The 22802-nt window shown below is 42.7% G+C and carries 20 protein-coding genes; 6 read left to right on the plus strand and 14 right to left on the minus strand.

Annotation, left to right across the window (positions count from 1 at the left end; translation table 11 throughout):
• Window positions 1-18 precede the first annotated feature (18 nt).
• Entirely contained in the window at window positions 19-879 is an 861-nt protein-coding gene (locus tag IGI54_RS13490; RefSeq protein ID WP_430621960.1) for a MurR/RpiR family transcriptional regulator, read from the plus strand.
• Window positions 880-919: 40 nt separating this feature from the next.
• Here IGI54_RS13490 and yghU read toward each other — a convergent pair whose 3' ends face one another.
• The 7 genes from yghU to IGI54_RS13525 form a co-directional block, all read right to left on the minus strand.
• Window positions 920-1699 (minus strand): glutathione-dependent disulfide-bond oxidoreductase, encoded by a 780-nt coding sequence (yghU, locus tag IGI54_RS13495; RefSeq protein ID WP_430621961.1) that lies wholly within the window; start codon window positions 1697-1699, stop codon window positions 920-922.
• 123 nt (window positions 1700-1822) lie between these two features.
• On the minus strand, window positions 1823-2512 hold the full coding sequence (locus tag IGI54_RS13500; RefSeq protein WP_313631485.1) for a response regulator transcription factor: 690 nt from the start codon (window positions 2510-2512) through the stop codon (window positions 1823-1825).
• Between the two features lie 21 nt (window positions 2513-2533).
• Window positions 2534-5116: a DUF4118 domain-containing protein gene (locus IGI54_RS13505; protein WP_430621962.1), complete on the minus strand. Its 2583-nt coding sequence runs from the start codon at window positions 5114-5116 to the stop codon at window positions 2534-2536.
• 82 nt (window positions 5117-5198) lie between these two features.
• The gene (locus IGI54_RS13510; protein ID WP_430621963.1) at window positions 5199-5735 is read right to left on the minus strand and encodes a potassium-transporting ATPase subunit C; all 537 of its coding nucleotides are present in this window, start codon (window positions 5733-5735) and stop codon (window positions 5199-5201) included.
• A gap of 12 nt (window positions 5736-5747) precedes the next feature.
• A complete protein-coding gene (gene kdpB / locus IGI54_RS13515) occupies window positions 5748-7778 on the minus strand; it encodes a potassium-transporting ATPase subunit KdpB (protein WP_430621964.1) in 2031 nt (676 codons plus the stop codon).
• Between the two features lie 15 nt (window positions 7779-7793).
• The gene (gene kdpA, locus IGI54_RS13520; RefSeq protein ID WP_313631480.1) at window positions 7794-9470 is read right to left on the minus strand and encodes a potassium-transporting ATPase subunit KdpA; all 1677 of its coding nucleotides are present in this window, start codon (window positions 9468-9470) and stop codon (window positions 7794-7796) included.
• A gap of 255 nt (window positions 9471-9725) precedes the next feature.
• On the minus strand, window positions 9726-10127 hold the full coding sequence (locus tag IGI54_RS13525) for a VOC family protein (protein WP_430621965.1): 402 nt from the start codon (window positions 10125-10127) through the stop codon (window positions 9726-9728).
• 142 nt (window positions 10128-10269) lie between these two features.
• On the opposite strand from IGI54_RS13525, the gene IGI54_RS13530 reads away from it, so the two are divergent.
• Together IGI54_RS13530 and IGI54_RS13535 are read left to right on the plus strand one after the other, a co-directional pair.
• Window positions 10270-10599, plus strand: coding sequence for an ArsR/SmtB family transcription factor (locus IGI54_RS13530; RefSeq protein WP_071862480.1), 330 nt, complete (start codon window positions 10270-10272; stop codon window positions 10597-10599).
• Window positions 10600-10676: 77 nt separating this feature from the next.
• Window positions 10677-12233: an MFS transporter gene (locus IGI54_RS13535; RefSeq protein WP_430621966.1), complete on the plus strand. Its 1557-nt coding sequence runs from the start codon at window positions 10677-10679 to the stop codon at window positions 12231-12233.
• A 55-nt stretch (window positions 12234-12288) separates the two neighbouring features.
• Here IGI54_RS13535 and IGI54_RS13540 read toward each other — a convergent pair whose 3' ends face one another.
• Window positions 12289-13704 carry a glycoside hydrolase family 1 protein gene (locus tag IGI54_RS13540; RefSeq protein ID WP_430621967.1) on the minus strand — a complete coding sequence of 472 codons (1416 nt, stop codon included), beginning with the start codon at window positions 13702-13704 and terminating at the stop codon, window positions 12289-12291.
• Window positions 13705-14277: 573 nt separating this feature from the next.
• Complete coding sequence (locus IGI54_RS13545; RefSeq protein WP_430621968.1) at window positions 14278-15735, minus strand: alkaline phosphatase; 1458 nt, start codon at window positions 15733-15735, stop codon at window positions 14278-14280.
• A gap of 410 nt (window positions 15736-16145) precedes the next feature.
• Between IGI54_RS13545 and IGI54_RS13550 the strand changes: the two genes are divergently transcribed.
• Window positions 16146-16739 (plus strand): histidine phosphatase family protein, encoded by a 594-nt coding sequence (locus IGI54_RS13550; RefSeq protein ID WP_313631475.1) that lies wholly within the window; start codon window positions 16146-16148, stop codon window positions 16737-16739.
• A gap of 18 nt (window positions 16740-16757) precedes the next feature.
• Here the strand turns inward: IGI54_RS13550 and IGI54_RS13555 are convergent, their stop codons facing one another.
• Together IGI54_RS13555 and IGI54_RS13560 are read right to left on the minus strand one after the other, a co-directional pair.
• Window positions 16758-17816 carry a sensor histidine kinase gene (locus IGI54_RS13555; protein WP_430621969.1) on the minus strand — a complete coding sequence of 353 codons (1059 nt, stop codon included), beginning with the start codon at window positions 17814-17816 and terminating at the stop codon, window positions 16758-16760.
• A gap of 2 nt (window positions 17817-17818) precedes the next feature.
• Complete coding sequence (locus tag IGI54_RS13560; protein ID WP_430621970.1) at window positions 17819-18508, minus strand: response regulator transcription factor; 690 nt, start codon at window positions 18506-18508, stop codon at window positions 17819-17821.
• Window positions 18509-18855: 347 nt separating this feature from the next.
• Here IGI54_RS13560 and IGI54_RS13565 point away from each other — a divergent pair, with 347 nt between their 5' ends.
• The gene (locus tag IGI54_RS13565) at window positions 18856-19767 is read left to right on the plus strand and encodes a WxL domain-containing protein (RefSeq protein ID WP_430621971.1); all 912 of its coding nucleotides are present in this window, start codon (window positions 18856-18858) and stop codon (window positions 19765-19767) included.
• 73 nt (window positions 19768-19840) lie between these two features.
• Here IGI54_RS13565 and IGI54_RS13570 read toward each other — a convergent pair whose 3' ends face one another.
• The 3 genes from IGI54_RS13570 to IGI54_RS13580 are packed head-to-tail and all read right to left on the minus strand — an operon-like array spanning window position 19841 to window position 21797.
• Window positions 19841-20710, minus strand: coding sequence for an aldo/keto reductase (locus IGI54_RS13570; RefSeq protein WP_430621972.1), 870 nt, complete (start codon window positions 20708-20710; stop codon window positions 19841-19843).
• Window positions 20704-21168, minus strand: coding sequence for a cyclophilin-like fold protein (locus IGI54_RS13575; protein ID WP_430621973.1), 465 nt, complete (start codon window positions 21166-21168; stop codon window positions 20704-20706). The genes IGI54_RS13570 and IGI54_RS13575 overlap by 7 nt, the downstream gene beginning before the upstream one ends.
• Before the next feature lie 29 nt (window positions 21169-21197).
• Entirely contained in the window at window positions 21198-21797 is a 600-nt protein-coding gene (locus tag IGI54_RS13580) for a DapH/DapD/GlmU-related protein (RefSeq protein ID WP_430621974.1), read from the minus strand.
• A gap of 108 nt (window positions 21798-21905) precedes the next feature.
• Here IGI54_RS13580 and IGI54_RS13585 point away from each other — a divergent pair, with 108 nt between their 5' ends.
• Window positions 21906-22778, plus strand: a complete 873-nt coding sequence (locus IGI54_RS13585) for a LysR family transcriptional regulator (protein WP_430621975.1) — start codon at window positions 21906-21908, stop codon at window positions 22776-22778.
• The last annotated feature ends 24 nt before the right edge of the window (window positions 22779-22802 follow it).

The following is a 22802-nucleotide window of genomic DNA, read 5'->3' on the forward strand; positions in this document are numbered from 1 at the left end:
CATGTTCAGGAGGAAGCCATGCTCATCGAAAAACTCACTCAACAAGACAATTTCAGCCTCGCTGAAAAACGGATCGCCGACTATATTTTGGCGCATTTGACAACTATTCCCACGATTTTTATTCAAGAATTAGCGGAAAAAACTTTTTCCTCCCATTCCACGATCATTCGTCTATGTAAAAAAATCGGCTGCAGCGGTTTCCGCGAATTCAAAGAAACGATCGCCGAAATCGTTTATACCCAGCGCCGTGACAGCGCAGCGGTCAATGTAAATTTCCCCTTTGAGCCCTCAGACACCGCCAGTGAGATTGCGCAAAAAATGTCGGACCTGACCATCAATACGCTCCAAAAAGCCAGTCGCCAAATTGACGCGAACCTTTTGGATCAAGTCGCTGACCAGCTGCTGAAGGCTGAACGAATTTTTCTCTTTGCCCAAGGTGACACTCAGCTGAGGGCCCGCAGCTTTCAAAATAAATTGATCAAAATCAATAAATTCGCGATCCTTGCGGAAGAATATGTCGATACCCAATGGAACGCGGTAAATCTGACGGATAAAGACTGCGCCCTATTCATTTCCTACGGTGGCAGCAATCCCGGCTATGAAAAAATCATGCGCTATCTAACAGAAAAATCCGTGCCACTGATCCTGCTAACTGGAAATCCCAATTCTGTCCTTGTTCCCTTAGCCACCAAGACACTTTTAACGATCCAAGAGGAATATGATTTCGCCAAGATCGCGACCTTTTCTTCTCAAACCGCCTTTGAGTATATTTTAAACAGTCTTTTTTCCATTATGTATACCCGCGATTACGAAAAAAATATCCGCACGCTGAGAGAAAACCAGATCGCCATGCAGGACGGACTGTTGGCAGGCGAATAAAAAACAATGCTCGAAATTCGAGCATTGTTTTTTTTGCTATTTAATCAATCGGTTGATACGTGACCGCCAAACCTCTTTTTACCGCTGGCCGTTCCGCGATTTTCTGCGACCATGCCATTAAATGAGGGTACTCCTCGACACTTAGGAATTCAGCGGAACCCGAATAGCTTCTGCCTAGCATGATTTCACCATACCAAGACCAGATCGCGATATCCGCGATCGAGTAGTTATCACCAGCGATGTAGGCGCGATTCGCTAAGGTTTGGTCCAACAAATCCAATTGTCGCTTCGTTTCCATTGTATAGCGATTGATCGAATATTCCATCGGTTCAGGGGCGTATTCGAAAAAGTGCCCGAAGCCGCCGCCGACAAATGGTGCCGCGCCCACTTGCCAAAACAACCAATTCAACGTTTCTGTCCGTGCATGCAGCTCAGTGGGCAGTAATTGTCCAAATTTTTCCGCCAAATAAAGTAAGATCGCTCCCGATTCAAAAACATTCACTTGCAGGCTTTGATCCACTAGTGCTGGGATCTTCCCATTCGGATTGATAGCGCTAAAATCAGAGCCGAATTGATCGCCTTGACTAATATCGATTTTGTACAGATCATAGTCCACCTCAGCTACGCCTAATTCTTTCAGCTCTTCAAACATGATCGGAATCTTGATACCATTCGGTGTTCCTAGTGAATACAGCTGAAAAGGCGCCGTTCCTACCGGTAAAGTTTGTTCAAACCGGCTTCCTGCAGTGGGACGGTTGCCGCTGATGCTATCATTTTCATTCTGCCATTGCCAAACCTTTGGTAATTTATAGTTAGACATTTGTTCGCTCCTCCTAGAAAAAAACTTTTTCTTTTATTTTACCCTTTCTAATGAGTAATTCTAACTATTCGGCTTGAAGGGGATTTTTCAGCTGTCTATAATCATCGTAAAAAATTATTTATTTTATTCTAAACGATGATCTCGAAGTCGATAACCGACACCGATCTCGGTGATCAAATACTTAGGTTTCAGCGTATTGTTTTCGATTTTTTTGCGGATATTCGACATATTCACCCGCAACGTCTGGGAATCATCACTGTAAGGGCCCCAAACCTCCGTCATCAGCGTTTGATAAGTCACGACCTTGCCTAGCTGTCTAAACATCAACGCTAAGATGCGATACTCATTTTTGGTGAGATGAATCTCATGGCCTTCTTTATAAACTAGTTGCTTGTCAAAATCGATCTTCAAATCCTTATTTTCAATCACTGCCTGCTGATCAACATTCGTGTCTTGATGCCGTAACGCCGTGCGAATGCGAGCCAGAAGTTCGCCGGTACCAAAAGGCTTTGTGACATAGTCGTCTGCTCCAAGGTCCAAGGCCTTTACCTTCTCATTTTCATTTTTACGAGCCGAAATAATGATGATTGGCAGCCTCATTCGCTTGCGCAAAATTTTCAACAGATCGATCCCGTCAATATCCGGTAGACCTAAGTCCAGCAGCACCAGATCAAAGGAGGTGGTTTGAAAGGCATTCAGCGCCTCCATTCCGTTGGCCGCGACCGTCAGCTGATACCGCTCTTGCTGCAAAACCACCTCCATGAAGTCAGTGATATTCGGATCATCCTCAATCAATAAAATCGTTTTCCCCATCCGTCTCCCTCGCTTTTTCAATTACTTCAAATACAATTTTGCGATCGTGCGACCGGCAGCGACGATCATTTCCATTTTTCCATTATGAGCGTGAATGATCGTTTTAACGATACTCAAGCCGATCCCTAACCCATTTTTTGAATCCACCGGCACTTCACTAGTGCTGGCCAGATTATTTTGGATTTTTTGGAACTGCTTCAACGGGATCTCGCCCTGATTCTCCACTTGAAAAATCGTTTGCCCCGCCGCTTGATAAACTCCTAGTGACACTGGATGGTCTTGTTGACCATGACGCAGCGCGTTTTCTACTAAATTAAACAACGCCTGTTCAATCAAAATGGGATCGACTTGGATAAAAATCATGTCTTTCGGCAACGTCACCTCAACCTGTTGATCAGGATAAACCTTTTTCAAATGGTCATAGACCGCCTCAATGATCTCTTCCACTGGTTCGGCGCTTTTTTCCACCTTCATTGTATCCATATTGATTCGAGTGATCGACAATAGATTTTCTACCATGCGAATTAGCCATTGAGCTTCACTTTGGATATCTTTAAGTAATTTTTTTTGAGTGGCTTTTTTCAGATCAGTAGTGTCCGCTAACGTCTCCGCGATTCCAGAGATCGCAGTTAAGGGACTGCGCAGATCATGTGAGACTGCCCGCAGTAAATTACTGCGGACCTTTTCTCGTTCATTCTCTAACTCGATTTTTTCCTTTTCATTTTTCAAATCCGTCTGTTCCAAGATCGCCGCCATTTGAGTCAAGACTAGTTTCAAATAATTCAACTGATCATTTTCCAACTCACGCTGACTACTACGCTGAATCCCCAGCACTGCTAACGTTTTCCCGCTGGCAATCACTGGCAGATAAAAGCCTTTCGCGCCAACTAGTGTATCTGTTCCATTGCCTGCCTCCATCTGATTTTTGGCAGTCCAAAAGGCCACCGCCGCTTCTTCCTTGCTGCTAAGTTGAGAGCTTTGACCCGCCGGAAAATGAACGCTTTTGACTTGTCCCTTGGAATCAAACAGCACCACCTCCCGCTCTAGCAGTCGCGCAAGATACGTAGAGCTGATCTCAAAAATCTGCTGACGGCTCTCGGCCAGAACATATTGTTTGTTCAATTCATGGAGAATCTCCATTTGATGTTCCTTTTCCATTGCCGTCTCCGCTTGTTTTTTTAGGCGAACCATCAAATTGCTGATCATGATCGCCACAACGCACATGATCACAAGAGTAAAGGGATAGCCCTGCTTATAAACAGTCAAAGAATACAACGGTTCGACGAAAAACCAGTTAAAAGACAAGACACTTAAAATCGACGCCAACGCGCTCCAAAAATAACCCGAAGTCACACGAGCCACTAGCAAAATGAAAAAAATATACATCAGCATCAGATTTTGATCACCAACATGCAAGTATTGCATCAATTCCGTCACAAGCGTCGCTAAAAACACACCGCCTAAAGCGATCACCAGATCCTTTCCGCCGCCTTCGATTACTTTATGGGTTCTAAACCAGAAAGATGTTTTCACTTCTTGAAAAGGGATCAGATGCAGCTCGGTATCTGCCAAACGTTTCAACAGCCGATCCTCTAAGTCTTCAGCAAACATTTTTTCATACCACGGCTGCTGCAAATTTTTCCCCATAATAATATCCGTGATGCCAGTCATTTTGGCATACTCAACAATGGTTTCAAAACTGCCGTCCTCTTCAATGCTGATCACCTCCGCCCCCAGCTTCTCAGCCAAAGGTATCTTCGTCATCGGCAATTCTTGGGAACGAATCTGGATCACCATCCATTCGGCGCCTAAACCTTGTGCTAGTCGGGCGGTCCAACGGAGACATTTTTCTGTCATTCGGGGAAACCCATTGTCTACGATAGTCAGCAACTTACTTTGAATTCGGATCGTCTTACCGCTGAAGCGATTGATATGGTCAGAGGCTCGTTGAATCGCTAAGCCTCGCAGCTGGTCAAGCTTTTGTGGGATAAAAAAATTCTGTAATGCTCGCTGCGCATTGACATCTGAATAGATTTTTCCCTGCTCTAGCCGAGAGATCAATTCATCCGGCTCGACATCGATCACTTTCAAAGTCGCCTGCTGAAAAAAAGTATCGGGGACCGTCTCCTTCACCTCGATACCAGTAACTTCTTCCACGATGTCATTCAAGCTTTCAATGTGCTGAACATTGACGGTTGTAAAAACATCGATTCCCGCGTGAAGCAGCTCTTCGATATCCTGATACCTTTTTCGATTACGAGAGCCTTCCGCATTGGTATGGGCCAGCTCGTCGATCAAAACGATTTCAGGAGCTTGACGAATGATTTCATCGATATCTGGTTCAGCTAATAAAATCTGCTTATACGGGATTTCTTTAGGTGGAATCTGAGGCAAGCCGGCCAGCAAACAATTCGTCTCCGGTCGATCGTGAGGCTCGATATAGCCTACCACGACATTTTTTCCCGTTAATAAAAGCTCATGGGCTTCTGACAGCATCCCGTACGTTTTTCCTACTCCCGCAGCAAAACCGAAAAAGACCCGCAGCTTGCCGCGAGCACCGTCACCGGCTGGTGCGCGGTCCGCTTGTTGTTCCTTCCCATCCATTCTGTTGATCCCTCTTTTCTGCTTATTTTCTACCTATATAGAACGATTCTCTAACCACCACTGACTAGAGAATCGTAAAAAGCTATTTTATTGGCATTGCGCGGTCCAAAGCCAAATTCAAGGCTAAGACATTCACGAAACGCCGCTGTGAAAACCAGTCCTTCTGGCTATTTTTTTCTATTATAGCATGGATCTTGCCAGGATTCGTCTGACGCTCCTTGGCGATCCGATTGGCTTGAAATTCCGCCGCTGCTACACTGATATCGGGATCGACCCCACTGGCTGAAGCCGTGACTAAATCATTCGGCACTTGTTTTTCAGTGGGATTTTCTTGCAATTGCTGCTTGGTTCGATCCGCAACTTTTTTCCTTTGTTCTGTAGAAACCGGTGAAAGCTGGCTGACTTTTTCCGGTCTACCAGAAAAGTAACGCGGCTGATCAAATTCCTGACCAATCAACTTTGAACCAACAGTCTGTCCTTTGACAATTATCTGACTGCCATTGGCTTCTTGAGGAAAAAATAATTGTCCTAAACCAGTTACCAACGCGGTATAAAGCCCGCCGAAAACCAATATGCTTAACAATAGAAAACGCAAGCTGCTGGCGATACTTTTTTTCATCGTCTATTCCTCCTATAAAATAATCAGTGACAGAAGTAGGTCGATCACTTTGATAAAGATAAAGGGCGCAATAATCCCACCCAAACCATAAATCAGTAAATTATGACGTAAAATCTGGCTGGCGGGTTTTTCTTTATAGGCCACCCCTTTTAACGCTAAAGGAATCAAGGCGACGATCACCAGCGCATTATAGATTACCGCCGAAAGAATCGCGGTCAAGGGACTGCCTAACGCCATAATATTCAACCGCTCTAGCTGCGGATAGATGCCGTAAAATAATACCGGAATGACCGCGAAATATTTCGCGATGTCATTGGCGATACTGAAGGTCGTCAGCGCCCCGCGAGTCATCAACAGCTGCTTACCGATACGAACGACCTGCAATAATTTCGTCGGACTTGAATCCAGATCAATCATATTGCCCGCTTCTTTGGCCGCTTGGGTCCCCGTATTCATCGCCATTGCTACGTCAGCCTGGGCTAACGCGGGAGCATCGTTGGTCCCATCGCCAGTCATCGCGACCAAATGACCCTTCTCTTGGTATTGGCGAATTAGATCCATTTTATTTTCCGGCGTCGCTTCAGCTAGAAAATCATCGACCCCCGCTTCAGCCGCGATCGCTGCGGCAGTCAAAGGATTATCTCCGGTGATCATGATTGTTTTGATGCCCATTTTTCGCATATCCGAGAATTTTTCCTTTACGCCATTTTTGACGATATCTTTCAAATAGACAACACCCATTACTTGCTGATTCTTGATGACCACAAGAGGCGTCCCACCGGCACGAGCGATTTTAGCAACGATTTCGTCACATTCTGCTGGATAATTTCCACCTTGACTAAGTACATATTTTTTTATAGTATCCGCGGCACCTTTACGAATTTCATCGCCACGGTAGTCGATCCCGCTCATACGGGTCTTTGCGCTAAAATCAATAAATTTAACTTCCGTCTGTTGAAATTCTCGTTCCCGCAAATCAAATCGTTCCTTCGCTAAGATCACGATACTGCGGCCCTCCGCCGTCTCATCTGCCAATGACGATAATTGTGCGGCGTCACCTAACGCTTTTTCGCTGATCCCATTCACGGGTAAAAATTCGCTGGCTCGGCGATTCCCCAAAGTGATGGTTCCTGTTTTGTCCAGTAAAAGCACATCCACGTCGCCCGCTGCTTCGATCGCTCGGCCGCTCATGGCGATAACATTCTCCTTCGTCAAACGACTCATGCCGGCGATCCCGATAGACGAGATCAATGCTCCAATCGTTGTCGGCGCCAAACAAATCAGCAACGCAATCACGATGATCAACGACAACGCACTACCCTTACCAGAAAGCTGACTGCTAAACTCGGTGAAAGGAACGAGCGTGATAGAAACCGTAAGAAAAATGATCGTCAAGGTAATCAGAAAAATCTGCAATCCGATTTCATTGGGCGTCTTTTTCCGTTGGGTTCCTTCGACCATCGCGATCATTTTATCTAAAAAGGAATGTCCATTTTCAGAGGTTACGCGAATCACCAAATAATCAGAAACAACTGTCGTTCCACCGGTGACGGCACTGCGGTCCCCACCAGATTCTCGGATCACCGGAGCGGATTCCCCTGTAATGGCACTTTCATCCACCGAAGCCGCGCCTTCAATAACGTCACCGTCGGCAGGAATCTGTTCGCCAGAGCGAACATAGACGAGGTCCCCTCGCTTCAAATCTGAAGAACGCAGCTCCGTGAAGTTTTCCTCTTTAATGTCCGAAAGCTGCGTGATCATATAGGTCATGACTTCTTTCTTCGCTTGCTTCAAGCTGTCCGCCTGAGCCCTTCCCCGGCCTTCTGCCACCGCCTCCGCAAAGTTGGCGAATAACAGCGTCAGCCATAAAAAAACGGTGACCGATAGACTGAACCATAAAGGTACGCCTGTCTGGTAAAAACATAAGATCGTCGTCACGAGTGCGCCTAGATAGACCACAAACATAACAGGATTTCTAATTTGTTGACGCGGGTCTAATTTTCTAAATGCCTGCTTCGCTGCCCACAAATAAATTTTTTTCATTTCTATTCGCTCCCTCTACTTGACTGTGAAAAATTCGGCGATCGGTCCTAACGCCATCGCTGGTAAAAAGCTCAAGGCACCGATCACTAAAATCACAATGATCAGCATCGACATAAAGGTCGGACTGACGGTCGATAAGGTACCGGAGCTTAACGCCGCTCGTTTCTTGCCTCCCATGTTCTCCGCCAGTAATAAAATGGCGACAATCGGTAAAAATCTTGAAATCCACATCATGAGACTGCCGACTAGATTCAAATAAGTCGTATCCGCCAATAACCCGCCAAAGGCACTGCCGTTATTATTGCCCAATGAGGTAGCTCCATAAAGCAGCTCGCTAAACGCATGAGGCCCGCGATTGGTCAGCCAACCTAAAACATCGGGATGCAGGACCAGCGCCATCGCGCCAAAAAGCGTCAGCATCAAGGGCGTCAAAATAACTAAGCTCGCCATTTTGATGTCAAAGGCGTCGATTTTTTTACCTAAATATTCCGGCGTCCGGCCGACTAATAGTCCGGCGATAAAAACAGCTAATAAAATGAACGCCAGCATGCCGTACAATCCGCTGCCGACCCCGCCAAAAATAATCTCCCCCAGCTGCATCAAAAACATCGGGATTGCTCCGCCAAAAGGCGTGAAACTGTCTAGCATGGCATTGACCGAGCCATTGGAAGCGGCGGTCGTCCCGATCGCCCACAAACTGGACCATCCCACCCCAAAGCGGACTTCCTTTCCTTCCAAGTTGGTGGACCCCAGTACATGGGCAAACTGCGGGCCATAATATTCGTTGAAGGCCACTCCAATGAAAGCCAGCGATACAAAAAACACTGACACGATCAAAATTGTACGACCTTGTTTCCAATCCTTCATCCAAAAGCCAAAGGCAAAAATCAAGGCCGCCGGAATCAAGAGGATCGCTAAGTTTTCTAAAAAGTTCGTCATGAGCGTCGGATTCTCAAAAGGATAAGCCGAATTGGCACCGAAGAATCCACCGCCATTCGTCCCTAATTGCTTGATTGCCACTTGGCTGGCTACCGGACCGAGATACAGCCAGAGATTTTTCCCTGCTAAACTTTGATAGCTCTGTCCTGTTTGAAAGGTCTGGATCGTCCCTTGAGAAATCAATACAAGGGCTAAAATAAGGGAAATTGGCAACAAAATATAGACCAAACTGCGGGTCATGTCTTGCCAAAAATTTCCCAGTAAGCGTTCCTTTGTTTGTGATAGTCCTCGCAAAAATGCGGCTAATACCGAAATTCCTACCGCTGCGGAAACAAAATTTTGTACCGTCAGCCCAAACATTTGTGTCGTATTGGATAATGTGGTTTCGCCGGCGTAAGCCTGCCAGTTCGTATTCGTTACGAAACTGACCGCGGTATTTATTGCTAAAGGCAGTGACAAATTCTTTACGTCACTCCCTCCCGGCAGCCAATGCTGCGTCAGTAATATCACTATCAGCAGGATCAAAGAAAAAATACTCAGCACAATGACGTTTAACGCATAGCGCCGCGCCGTCATCTCTTTTTTACTAAGTGGACCGATCGCTTTATAAAAGAAGCTCTCCACCGGCTGAAGAAAACGAGCTCCTCGCGGAAGTTTGCCCTGCATTACTTCTTTGATGTACCAACCTAGTGGAACTGCCAAAATTATTAGAACAGCTAAGAAGAATAAGCCTTGATAGATGATACTACTCATAAGTCTTCCCCCTTAAACAAGCACCAAAAAAGATAGACCATTAATAAAAAACCAATAATTCCTAAAATAATCGTCATACGACTCCTCTTCCTTTCCCAATGAAACTCTTCTTTACACTCAAAGCATAAAAAAAAAGACCTAAAGATAGTGTGAAACTTGAAGAGTTTTCTTTACACTATCTTTATAGGTCTTGAATTTTTAAAAAAACAACAGCCAAGCCATGAATCATTGGTGGCTTGGCTATTGTTAACTTTTTTATCCCATATTCATCCAAACTGGCTCAAACTGATTACCGTCAAGATCAATGACTTCCAAACTAAACATTTGATCTTCTTGCATATCCATTTCAACAGAATGGTAACTTCCACCGTTGGCCTTCGCGGCTTCCGCAATTTTTTTAACCACCGCTGGACTTTCCACTGAAAAAGCTGTCAGCGTTCCACTTTGTGTTCGAGTGTCTGCGATCTTCTTCCCTTTCAAAAATAAATTATAAAAATCGTATTCTAACAACATAATCCAAAAATTATCATCCCAGACCATTGAGCTAGATTGCTCATTGGAGAAATCTTCGTTCTTCTTAAATCCCAACTTTTCATAAAATTCTGTGGAGGCCTGTACATCTTTCACGGGATAATTAACAAATACCATTGTCGCCATGTTCTTCACTCCAATCAAATTTTCGTTTAGTATGAACTGCTAACGTAAAAAAGACAATGAAAACGCTTGTATTAAAATGAACGATAGATTTTGATTGACATGTGCGCACAGGTGCATATAATAAAAAGTGTGGAGGTGCCCCATGAAAGCAAAATATGATCCTGAAAAATGTCGTCAGCTGATTCAAGACAGTGTTGATATTGATTTCTTTCGCGCGATTTGTGATCCTGTTCGTAGTGAACTGCTGATTTTTTTAGCAAGTACCGGCGAATTATCCATCGGTGAAATCGCAGAGAATTTCCCGCAAAACCGTTCAGGAATCTCACGTCACTTAGACTATATGAATCGCTTTGGCGCTGTACATCGCAGAAAAGAAGGACGCGAAGTCTATTACAGAGTCGATAAAGAACAAATTGCCAATAAATTTGAGTCTGCTTCAGACAATATGAAAGCACTCCTGAATCAAATCTAAGGAGTGTTTGCTTTTGGATCATATATGCATTTATGCGCACAAATAATTATTAATGATTGAAAGAAGGATTTTTGAAAATGAAGGAAACACGTAACAAATGGTGGATTTTAGGAACAGTTAGTTTGGCAGTCTTTATGGCGATGTTGGATATTACGATCGTCAATGTCGCGCTGCCTGAGATTCAAAAAAGTTTTTCCGGCAGCTTCAGCAATTTACAATGGGTATTGAATGCCTATACGCTAATCTATGCGATTGCCCTACTGCCTTTATCTAAATTAGGCGATCTGCTTGGTCGGAAAAAAGTATTTTTGCTTGGCTTAGCAATCTTTATGGTAGGATCATTAGCCAGCGGACTCGCTAATAGCAACCTGGCTTTAAATATTTTCCGCGGCTTCCAAGGAATTGGCGGTGCGGCGATGATGTCGCTTTCGTTATCGATCGTTACTTCAGCTTTTCCTGAAAAACAACGGGGATTAGCTCTGGGAATTTGGAGTAGCGCGGTGGGTCTGGCGGTTTCCGGCGGTCCACTGATCGGTGGCGTTTTAGTTGACGCACTTGGTTGGCGCTCGATTTTTTTGATTAATTTACCGGTAGGATTGCTAGCATTGATTCTAGGTACGATCACGATCCAGGACACCAACAAAAAGTCCGCTGGAAAAATCGATCTGCTTGGTTTGCTTTTTAGCACGTCCATGATTTTCAGCACTGTGTTCGCCTTGATTCAAAAGGAAACCCACAGTGATTATGCTTGGACGAATTGGCGGATCATGACCTTGTTCGCAGTCGCTGTCCTTTCATTGGTATTCTTCATTTTGGTTGAGGGAAAAGTCAAAGAACCAATGATTGATTTGAAAATGTTCCGTTCGTCTTCTTTTGTTGGCGCGAATATCGCCGCTTTCACGCTAGGGGCGGGACTCTATGGTGGCTTTACTTATCTTTCGATCCTGTTGCAAAGCTATATGGGCTATAGTGCTTTTGAAACCGGACTAAAATTATTAGTCATTAGTGTCTTTACGCTAGTTTTAGGTCCGATCACTGGTTTGATCTCTGGGAAGATCGGAAATCGCTGGTTGATTTCCATCGCTTTATTAATTGGGATGGCGGGTGTCTTAGTCATTAATCAGATGATTAAGGTCCCTTTCAAATGGGATTATCTAATGCCCGGCTTTATTCTTTTAGGGATCAGCAACGCCTTAGTCAATCCACCGATTTCAAACGCAGCTATGAGTGCGGTGAATGAAGAGCAAGTCGGAATGGCTTCAGGAATTTTAAATGTCTTTCGTCAAGTGGGAATCTCCTTTGGCGTGGTGATGCTAGGGATTAGTGTTACAAACGGTTACAACAGCAATCTTAACCAAAGTTTAGTTAAATTAACGATGGTCCCAACAGCCATCAAAGAACAACTAACGGCCTTACTACACAAAGCCGGCCCCTTTGCCGGACGCCAGCTTTTTGAAAATACGCAAGCTAAGGCATATAGTCAGTTGCCGATTTTTGATCAAGTGAAAGAAATGGTCTTCACGGCCTATAATCATGGTATGAAAAACGCCAATTTCTTAATCGCTATCTTGTTATTGATTGGCGCCATTTCTAGTCTTGTTTTAATCCGAGACAAGCAAGTGAAATCCGTTTAAGTTGAATAAAAAAAGATGGACCCTCGGCTTTAAGGTGTCCATCTTTTTTTTATTTCTAAGCTAAATCTGCGCCGTTGGTTGCAATCACTTTTTTATACCATTCAAAGCTATCTTTTTTGCTGCGATTGAAAGTTCCATTGCCCTCGTCGTCTTTATCAACGTAAATGAAGCCGTAGCGTTTCGACATTTCCCCGGTTCCGCCAGAAACGAGATCAATGCAGCCCCACGGTGTATAACCAATCAGATCCACCCCATCTTCGACTGCTTTATCCATTTCCTCGATGTGACGGCGGAAGTAATCAATTCGATAGTCATCATGGATCGAACCGTCTGCCTCGACTTTATCGACTGCCCCCAGACCATTTTCCACAATCATCAGTGGAATTTCATAACGGTCATACAGCTCATTCAACGTGAAACGCAGTCCAACTGGATCAATTTGCCAACCCCACTCGCTCGTTTCTAGGTATTCATTTTTCACACCGCCAAACAGATTGCCACCAACACGATCGTCGCTTTCACCAATCGTTGCGGCCACACAGCTGGTCATGTAATAAGAAAAAGTATAATAATCCACCGTTCCTTCTTGCAAGATCTCTTCATCGCCAGCTTCAAAGTCAACTTGAATACCGTGCTTCGCAAAATAATTCTTCATGTAGTAAGGGTATTTCCCTTTGACTTGAACATCACCACAAAACCAGTTCAGCTTTTTCACTAGCTCTTGACTAGCCAAAACATCTTCTGGTTTACAGGTCAAGGGATACATTGTGATATAAGCCAACATACAGCCAATTTGGAAATCGGGATTGATTTCATGACCAATTTTTACAGCTTTGGCACTAGCGATAAACATATGATGCAAGGCTTGATAACGGCGCTGTTCGTCATCTTCACCTAAAATTCCTAATAAATTACGCCCACCCATCGGCAAGGTTCCGAAGTTGATTTCATTGAAGGTCAGCCAGTATTTGACTTTGTCTTTATAGCGTTTGAATAAGGTCGTCGCAAAATTAACGAAGAAATCAATTGTCTTGCGATTCGCAAAACCGCCATGGTTTTCTGCCAAAGCATACGGTAGTTCAAAATGACTGATCGTAACTAAGGGTTCAATATTATATTTTTTACATTCATCAAAGACTTTATCATAAAAGGCCAAGCCTGCTTCATTTGGTTCCGTTTCATCGCCTTTGGGAAAAATCCGCGACCAAGCGATACTCAAACGGAATACTTTGAAGCCCATCTCTGCAAACAGTGCAATATCTTCTTTGTAGCGATGATAAAAGTCGATCCCATCATGATTAGGATAATAGCCGTCCGGCTCGATCGTTGGCGTCATTACGCGGCGTTTATGTAACCCTCCAGCCCGCATATGATCAGGAATACTCTCGCCCTTTCCGTCTACGTCCCAAGCCCCTTCACATTGGTTGGCCGCAGTGGCCCCGCCCCATAAAAAATTTTTCGGAAATGTCATTTGTTCTTCCTCACTTATCTTAAAATTTGGCGTTTTTGCATTCTAAACGTCAAAAACCTGCCAACAAATAAGCGTTCAGAACGCTCCATTTGTTAACAGGTTTAGCTTGCTACATGCAATCACTATCCATTGTATTTATTTCTATAAGAATTATAGCACTCCTCTAGCAGGAAAGGCAACCGCTTTCCAAACCGAAAAAACGAAGTATTTGGCACTTCATTTAGTTATTTGATGCGTGGTACATGAAGACCGGATCGCGAATCAATCGTTCTTATTATTAATCAGATTTCAGCCCATATTATCCGGGTAATCATGATTTTTGTAATTTTTTTCATTTTATTAAAAAGATTCGGTTTGAATGTTTCCATTCTACCGAATCTTTAGTTAGATCATTTTCGCTTTTGATAAATTTCAGCTATGATTTGATAGGCCGCTCTCCTAAATTATTTAAACGACCTCTATTTTTTTTAAGGACAACAATACTTGTCCAGCAATCCCCTGATCCTGCTGCAGCTCTGTACACTTTTTTAGGCGCTATGTCTTGATTATCGCTTTATAAAATTATTTTTCAGATCACTTCCCGATTTTCACATCCATAATTTCCGCAAGCGTCTGAGGAATGTCTGTATTGTCTTCACACTCACCAAAGTCCTTGCTACCGACTCCAATCGCAGTAAGCGGAACAGTTTCCGCAGTATGGGCTTGCGTCGTCCAGGCGATTTTTGTTTCCTTTGAAAGGATCGGTGAAGCCGCGTAGCCACCAATTCCCATCATATGCTTCATGCCCTCAGCTTTTTCTTTTTCTGATTCAGGAATCCCCATATCTGCCATTAAATCAGCGATTGGAAAGGTGTTTAAGCGATTTTGGACTAACGCTTTGTCATCATCAGATAACTTGACATGCCATTCCTTTTCCATTGTCTGGTACAAGCCATCGTAATCCTTCTTCTCAATGTAGGATTCCATTGTATTTCCGAATGAAGATTTCACCCGATCGACTGCTTCGAAATCCATTTTATAAGAATTATAACCGAGACTTAATCCGCCCGTTTCATGATCTGCTGTTACCAGAATCAACGTTTCATCAGGATGTTTGTCATAGAATTTTTTGGCTTCTGCAACAGATTCTTCAAAAGAAAGAACCTCATTCAGCACTGCCGGCGTATCATTATTATGGGCCGCACCATCAATATAACCGCCTTCCACCATCATGAAAAAGCCTTTGTCATTTTGGGAAAGGACATCGATTCCACCTTTGACCATTTCAGCCAAGGTCGGTGATGTTTTTTCAACGTTTTTCTGAGTGATTACGTCCGTTAAATACTTTGGCTCATAGATTCCTAAGTATTTATCGGTCTTAGTGAAATCTGTCTCCTCAAAATCTTTTAAACTGCTATCTACGTCGTAGCCTTGTTCTCCAAACGCTTTAGCCAGGTCTTTGCCATCCTCACGTTTTCCACCTGCATCTTTCGTTTGAAAATACTGGGCACCGCCGCCTGCTAAATAGTCATAATCGGCTTTTAAGTATTGATCAGCAATCGTCACCTCGTCATTTCGATCAGGTACGTGAGCTCCGAATGCGGCAGGCGTTGCATGCGTAATAGAAACAGTCGTAGCCATTCCAACACCGTAGCCGTCTTTTTGCATGGACTCAAGAATGGTCGTATAGTTGTCCTTTCCCTTCTCATCCATTCCGATCACACCAGTAGCCGTCTTGATACCGGTACTTAAGGCCGTTCCAGCCGCAGCCGAATCCGTAATCGTACTGGATAAAGAATTTGTCGTAACGTTAGCCGTTACCGGCATTTGGTTCATGGACAACTTGTAATTTGCATCTTGATTTTTCCACTGCATATAGTTCTCTGCTAACCCTCTATGGGAGGCACCCATCCCGTCGCCGATAAAATAAAAGACATACTTGGGCTGTTTTGTTTCTGTCTCCTTTTTTGCTGATTCTGAGCTGGCGGTACTGCAGCCCGACAAGCCGATGGCTGCCAATATCATTAAACTAATCCACTTTTTATTTTTCATGATCGTCCTTTCCTTTACCTAAGTTTTGATGTGGTTTTCAAGTACTTGATGGTTCTTTCTGAAAAACTGTAAAACGGAACAGTAACGGTGAGCTTTTTACTTCATTGGATAATATAGCAGCAGGTGAATTGCAATAGGTGTACCGAAGAGGTAGAACTCAAAAAAATAAAAGCGACACCAAATAAATGTAATTACTTACATCATTCGGTGTCGCCTTCTTCAGTAACGATCCTATATCCAATGTAGCATAGTCGATATTTTGTTGCAACCGCTTTCTTTTTATACAATCTGTTTTTTTATTTTGTGGACTTATGTCTTAAATCAACATTTACTGATCCTTTTCCAAATTTTGATGCGTTTTCATTTTTTATTTGCTAGTATTGAGTTAATGAATCAACGGAGGATATAAAATGAAGAAAAAATTATTTTTAATGCGTCATGGGGAAACGTTGTTTAATCAATTAAAAAAAGTTCAAGGGGCTTGTGATTCCCCTTTAACCGAAAAAGGAATCCAACAAGCAAGACGGGCAAAGGACTATTTCAAAGAAAACAACATCGCTTTCGATCATCTTTACTCATCTACCCAAGAACGGGCCAGCGATACTTTGGAGATCGTTTCTGGCAGTCAAAATTATCAGCGTCTCAAAGCATTGAAGGAGATGGGGTTTGGTTCTTTTGAAGGTGAGCAGCAATTTTTACAACCGCAAGGACAGGAATATTTTGACTCTTTTTATTTACAATTTGGTGGCGAATCGATGGTCCAAGTTCAAACAAGAATGACCAAAGCCCTCCACCAAATCATGGAGCAAGATGATCATCAGACGGTTTTAGCAGTCTCTCATAACGGTGCTTGTATTAGTTTTTTGCAGACGATTTGGCAGAAGGAGAAACAGGATTTAATCCGCGCATTTCCTAATTGTGCGATTTTCACTTTGGCTTACGAAGATCAGCAATTTCAACTGGAAGACATCATTGATCCAGCGACGAATTTAAGTATTCTATAGAAAAAAGCAGTGCTCGTTTTACACGGGCATTGCTTTTTCTGGTTCCATTGATAAAGTTAAACGGAAAATACTGCCTTTTCCAAAGTCACTCTCTACTTCTAAATGGCCATTTAATTGTTCCGCCAAATTTTTGCTGATATATAGTCCTAAACCAGAGCCTCCTGTTTCGGGATTACGGGATTTTTCTACCCGATAAAGACGGTCGAAGATTTTGGTTTGATCTTCTGGACGAATTCCGCTGCCCTCATCCGTGACAGAAAAAATGACTCGGTCAGCTACAGCGGTGATTTTCAAATAAATCGTTGTCTGCTCCCCAGAATACTTACTGGCATTTTCAATTAAATTGGTCAAGATTCGGTTTAATTTTCCCTCATCCGTGATCAACGTCGTTACCTTTGCATCAATTTCTAGCTTAAGTTGCTGCTTTTTCTTTTTTAATATGTATTCAAAGCTAGCTAAAAGGGTCAACAAAAACTGGTCCAACCAAATTTTCTGCTCCTTATTCTGAGGGCCTTTTGGGGAATTTTTTTCCATGATCGAGACTTCCATCAATTGCTTAGTCAAGGCGGTCAAACGTTCAATTTGATACGCCATCTGATTTAAGGTTTGATCAATTTCTGATTTGGCGATGATGCCATCTTGGATCGCTTCGATTTGATTTTTGATAGCGGTAATCGGTGTTTTGATGTCATGGCCTAACTGTGCCACTAGATTACTCTTATCCTGTTCACTTTTTTCTAAGGCGGTAAAACTGTCGGCTAGCGCGGTGACCATTTCATTGAAATCCTCCGCCAGCGTCTGTAATTCCTTAGGGGCGTGCTGCAAATGAATCTTGGTGAATTGATTTTCTTTGATGACTTTGGTTTGCTTACTTAATTTATTTAACGAATGGAAGGTATTTCGCAATAAGAAAAGCCCCAACGCCGCACCTAAAATATTCGCCAAAATGGTAATCGCAATGATCAAGTAACCATCTTGGTCGGTCAGATACATCTTACGGATACTAAACCAAACAATCACGATGACCACTAAGCTGGAAGACAGAAAGGACAGAATCATCATATCTCTTAACTTCATGCTTACTCCTCCATTTTATAGCCTAAGCCCCAGACCGTTTGGATATGCGGGTAAGGCAATCCATCGGCGGTCGTCGCTAATTTATCTCTTAAACTATGAATATGAACATTTAAGGTATTGGCATCATCAAAATATTCCGATTGCCAAATTTTTTCATACAACTCAGACTTTGGAAATACTTTACCTATATCGCGTAAGAATAATAACAGCAATTGAAACTCCTTAATAGATAAATCTAAGGAATGATCGTATAGTGTCGCTTGAAATTTATCTTCATCTATTTTAAACGGCCCTGCTTCAATCGGATTTTCTTTACGCTCTTCTTGACTGCCGACCCGACGCAAAATATTCTTCACTCTTAAGGTCAATTCTCTCGGACTAAAAGGTTTTGTGATAAAATCATCCGCCCCCAAAGTCAAAGAAAAGATTTTGTCTTTCTCTTGATCTTTAGCACTGACAAAAATAAAGGGCGTATCATCAGCCTTTTCCAGTACCTTTTCAATGAAGTCATAACCGTCCATCTCAGGCATCATGATATCGGTAATAATCAAGTCTAATGTTTCCTTTTCAAAGAACGCTAACGCCTCTTTACCATTATTAGCAGCGAAAACTTTGTAGCCTTCTCGTGCTAAATAACGGGAAACGATTTCTAGGATCGCTTTTTCATCGTCTACAACTAATATTTTTTGCATTGCTTACACCTCACGCCCTATACTAATCCAGACGTTCAAAAAAAGCACTCAATTAACTCATAATTTAGCTTAAAATAAGTCTTAACTGATCCTTAACTAACTTCCTAAAAATACTTAACTGAAAAGATCTAGCAAATAAAAAACGACTCATTTCCAATTCAATTATCCAAGATTATTTTGTTTGTTTTTGATCAAAAATAACTATAATCACTCGTTTGCCGAATTTTTTTATTTGATTTTTCACTAGTTAGGTTTTACTTAAGAAACAGCTGCTTTGTTTTTTTATGTTCTCTGACGTACATTTATACCCGTTAAGAGCAACCAATCAAAAAAAAGGAGTCTTTACTATGAACGCAAGAAAATTTGGAACCGTGGCAGTCGTAACTGCCTTGAGCAGCATCGCATTAGGAGGATTAATTAATACGAACTCAACCACCGCTCACGCTGCCGCAAACTTTACTGCAGGCGCCAAAGAAACCCGCAATCCAATGGGCGCAGCGCTTGGCAGCACGATGGCAAAGAAATACAATATCTCAATGCCTGAAGCAAATAAAGGTTATTTTTCAGGTGGTTCAACCTACATCGGACCTCGGGTTGGAACCAGTGCCGCTGGCGCTACCTCAACGATTCAAGTAAAAGTTTCGAAAACTTCAAAAGGAACGACCTTTGAATTAGAACCTGCCAAAGCTGGCGAACAACCTGAAAAAGCAACGTTACGTTTAGATGGTGTACCAAACATCGCCTTCAGTGGTACTAAGAAGGAAGATATAAAAAAAAGCAATGTGACCTTAATGGCTGACAGTTATAAAGTCGAAAAAGGTACCAGCGCTGAAAAAATGGCCTTTGACGGCAATCAAGATGGGCTAGTCGAAATCAATGACAAAACAATGAGCGATAAAAGCATGGGCTGGTCACTATTTGCAGCCATTACCCCACTGACCGATAAAGCTGGCGACACATTAGATGCAACTTTGAATCTAAAATTGATGGGCGATAACGGCGTCGCTGGCACTTCTACTAGTCTAAGTAGCATGAACGGTGAAGCTAAATCTGTCTTAATGGCTGCTAAAGACACGGGCTTAGATACGACAAAAGTTATGGTGGATCAAAAAGGAACAACCTTGACCATCAATAAAAATGAAAATATTCAAGCAGGTGTTTACCAAGCCAATGTTGTTTGGACATTAGCCAACAATGCAAACGCGCAAGCAAACATGGCCAACGCTAACGCCAACCGTGGTGCAAGTAATAATCAATAATCAATTAACGAAACAAAAAAACTTGATGCGCTCCAAAAAAAGTCTGTCTCAAAAGCGAGACAGACTTTTTTTATTATCGATCGCTTAAAATCTTACGGAAAACAGGCGTATCGTTACTTTTACCATAATCAAAATCACTGCTTAACGCTTTTAGCTGCGCCATGTCTTCAGTTGAAATCACGAAATCAACTTCGGCATTCGCCTGCATGTGTTCTCGGTTCTCCGTTTTCGGTAGCGGCAAAAGGTTTAATTGCAGACAGTAGCGAATGGCTAATTGAGGGATCGAGACGTTGTATTTCTCCGCTAAAGTCGTAATCGTCTGACTCTTCAGCATTGCTCCGTGAGCAATCGGCGAATAGGCCTCCACTAATACGTCGTGCTTTTGCGAATACTCGATCACCTCAAAAGGCGTTTGGCCAATGTGGGCTAAGACTTGATTGACCATTGGCGGAATCGTTGAATGAGTGAAAAGATTTTCAAGATCTACCACTTCAAAATTAGAAACACCGATCGCCCGCAACTTGCCTGCTTGGTACGCTTCTTCTAATGCCCGCCACGCGGCAATATTTCCTTCAAAATAATGATTCGTCCCTTGAAAATCCGCCCACGGCTTCGGACTATGAATAATCATCAAATCAAGATATTCTAAGTTCATTTTTTCCAGCGATTCATCGATCGCGTTGACTGCCTGCTGATAATCTTTTATCTCCGCCGCCAACTTGGTCGTAATGAACAGTTCTTCCCGCGGAATCTTCGTCGCCTGAAGTGCCGCTCCTACACCTGCTTCATTGCCATAAGCCTGGGCCGTATCAATATGGCGATAACCTAGCTCGATGGCTTCCAACACTTTTTCAGTCGCTTGCTTGTTCTCAATCATCCAAGTACCGTAACCGATCTTAGGAATTTTTACGCCGTTTTTCAATGTATAATTTTCTTTTAACATGATTCATCCTCACTTTCGTTTCTTTCAACTGTTACTTGCGCTGTGCCTAACTGGTCAGACAATTCTTTGGTCAACTCTAACCGGCCGATTCGGGTGTAGCGATACTCCGTTTCAAAGCTGTGATAAAAAATCACCAGTGTTTGATTGACGTACAATAAAACATCCCCTGCTTCAACTTTGCCTACTGACTCTTCAGCTGTCGGAAGCGGTGTTGGCAACCGGTAGTATTTTTCATTTTGATGCAGGTCTTCCATGCTAAATTTCGTTGGTAAAATCCGCTGTAATTCTTGCGATGATGCATTTCCCTCTAAAAGGATGCGATGCTTGTAACCATTTAATAATAAAGCTATTTCTTTCATTTTTACCTGTGGATTTTCCGATGAATGGTGAGTACAAGCTGTCAAATTAAAACTAATACCACACAAAGCAATTAATAAAAAGGACGCTACTCGTTTCATTTAATGAACCTCAAATCGTAAACCTACTATTATAGTACTTGTCCCAACGCATTTTCTTTCACGCTTGATTTAATTTCTTTAATCACCTTGGCGGGAGAGCCTGCGACGATTACATTGTCCGGAACATCTTTGGTCACAGTAGAATCGGCGGCCACGATTGCGTTTTGGCCTATCGTCACACCGGGTAAAACCGTGACATTGGCACCTAACCACGCATTTTCTTTAATTTTTACTGTCGCAACCGACAGTCCTCGGCGCTTTTGAGGATCTGCCAAATGATTCACGGAAATAATTCGACACATGGGACCAATCAAAACGTGGTCTTCAATCACGATCCCGCCTAAATCGACAAAGGTGACATTCTGATTGATAAAAATATCCTTACCAAAGGAAATATGCTTGCCAAAATCTGTGTAGAACGGCTGTGCAATTTTAACTGAGGCATCAATTTTTCTGTCTGTGATTTTAGCTAAATAAGTTAACACCTCTTTATTGGTATGGTATTTCCCGTTCATTTCCATCACCAACTCTTCGTTGTCGCCTTTTAATTCATGGATCTGATCGAAAAGTGCGGAGCCGGGTAAAATCTCACGGTCTTGAAGTTGAGCTATTAATTCCTGTTTACTCATCTTTAGTCCCTCCTTCATTGCTGTCTTTAGTATACTTGGTTATACTAACAATGAATAATACTTATATAGAATAGATAGATATCGTTTTTTGTTATAGGAGGAAACTTTATGGATTTACGTGTTCTAAATTATTTTTTGACGGTGGCACAAGAAAAAACCATCAGTAAAGCCGCAACTGTGCTACATCTTTCCCAGCCCACACTGTCAAAACAATTAAAAGACTTGGAAGAAGAATTAGGTGTGCAGCTGTTTACTCGAGGCAATCGTGAAATCACGCTAACTGAAGATGGCGTTTATTTGCAAAATCGAGGAAAGGAAATTTTTTCATTAGTGGACACCACCACCGCTAACTTACAAAAAAATGAAGTAATTGGCGGTGATATCATGATCGGTGGCGGTGAGACGTTAGCCTTTCAATTCCTTTCCACGATCCTAAATGACTTGATGCAAGATTACGCCGATCTCAACGTCCATCTTTACAGCGGCAACGCGGATGACGTAAAGGCTAAAATCGACAAAGGGCTGTTAGATTTCGGGCTAGTGATCGATCCGGTAGATAAATTAAAATACGAATACTTTCCTTTGCCGATTTCTGATCACTGGGGTGTTCTAATCAATGAAACCCATCCCTTAGCGAATCGTAAAACCATTACACCCGCGGCCTTAAAAGATCAGCCCCTTTTGATTTCCAATCAATCCTTAGTAAACAATCAGCTGTCTGAATGGTTAGGAGGAAACCTAAGTAATTTCAACATAATCGGCAGTTATAATCTACTCTACAACGCTTCTTTGCTAGTCAAAGAAGGAACCAGCGTTGCTCTATGTATTGACGGAATTGTTAATACTAAAGACAGCGGCCTACTGTTTCTTCCTCTTGAACCGATGCTGACTTCTCGAATCAGTGTCATTTGGAAGAGAAAACAGATATTTTCTAATGCGGCCAAGCTATTCTTAGAACATCTGTTGGCAACAACCAAATAAGCAATTCCCTCTATCTCATTAACC

This window comes from Enterococcus sp. DIV0800, assembly GCF_050559735.1.
Taxonomy (GTDB): Bacteria; Bacillota; Bacilli; order Lactobacillales; family Enterococcaceae; genus Enterococcus_A; species Enterococcus_A devriesei.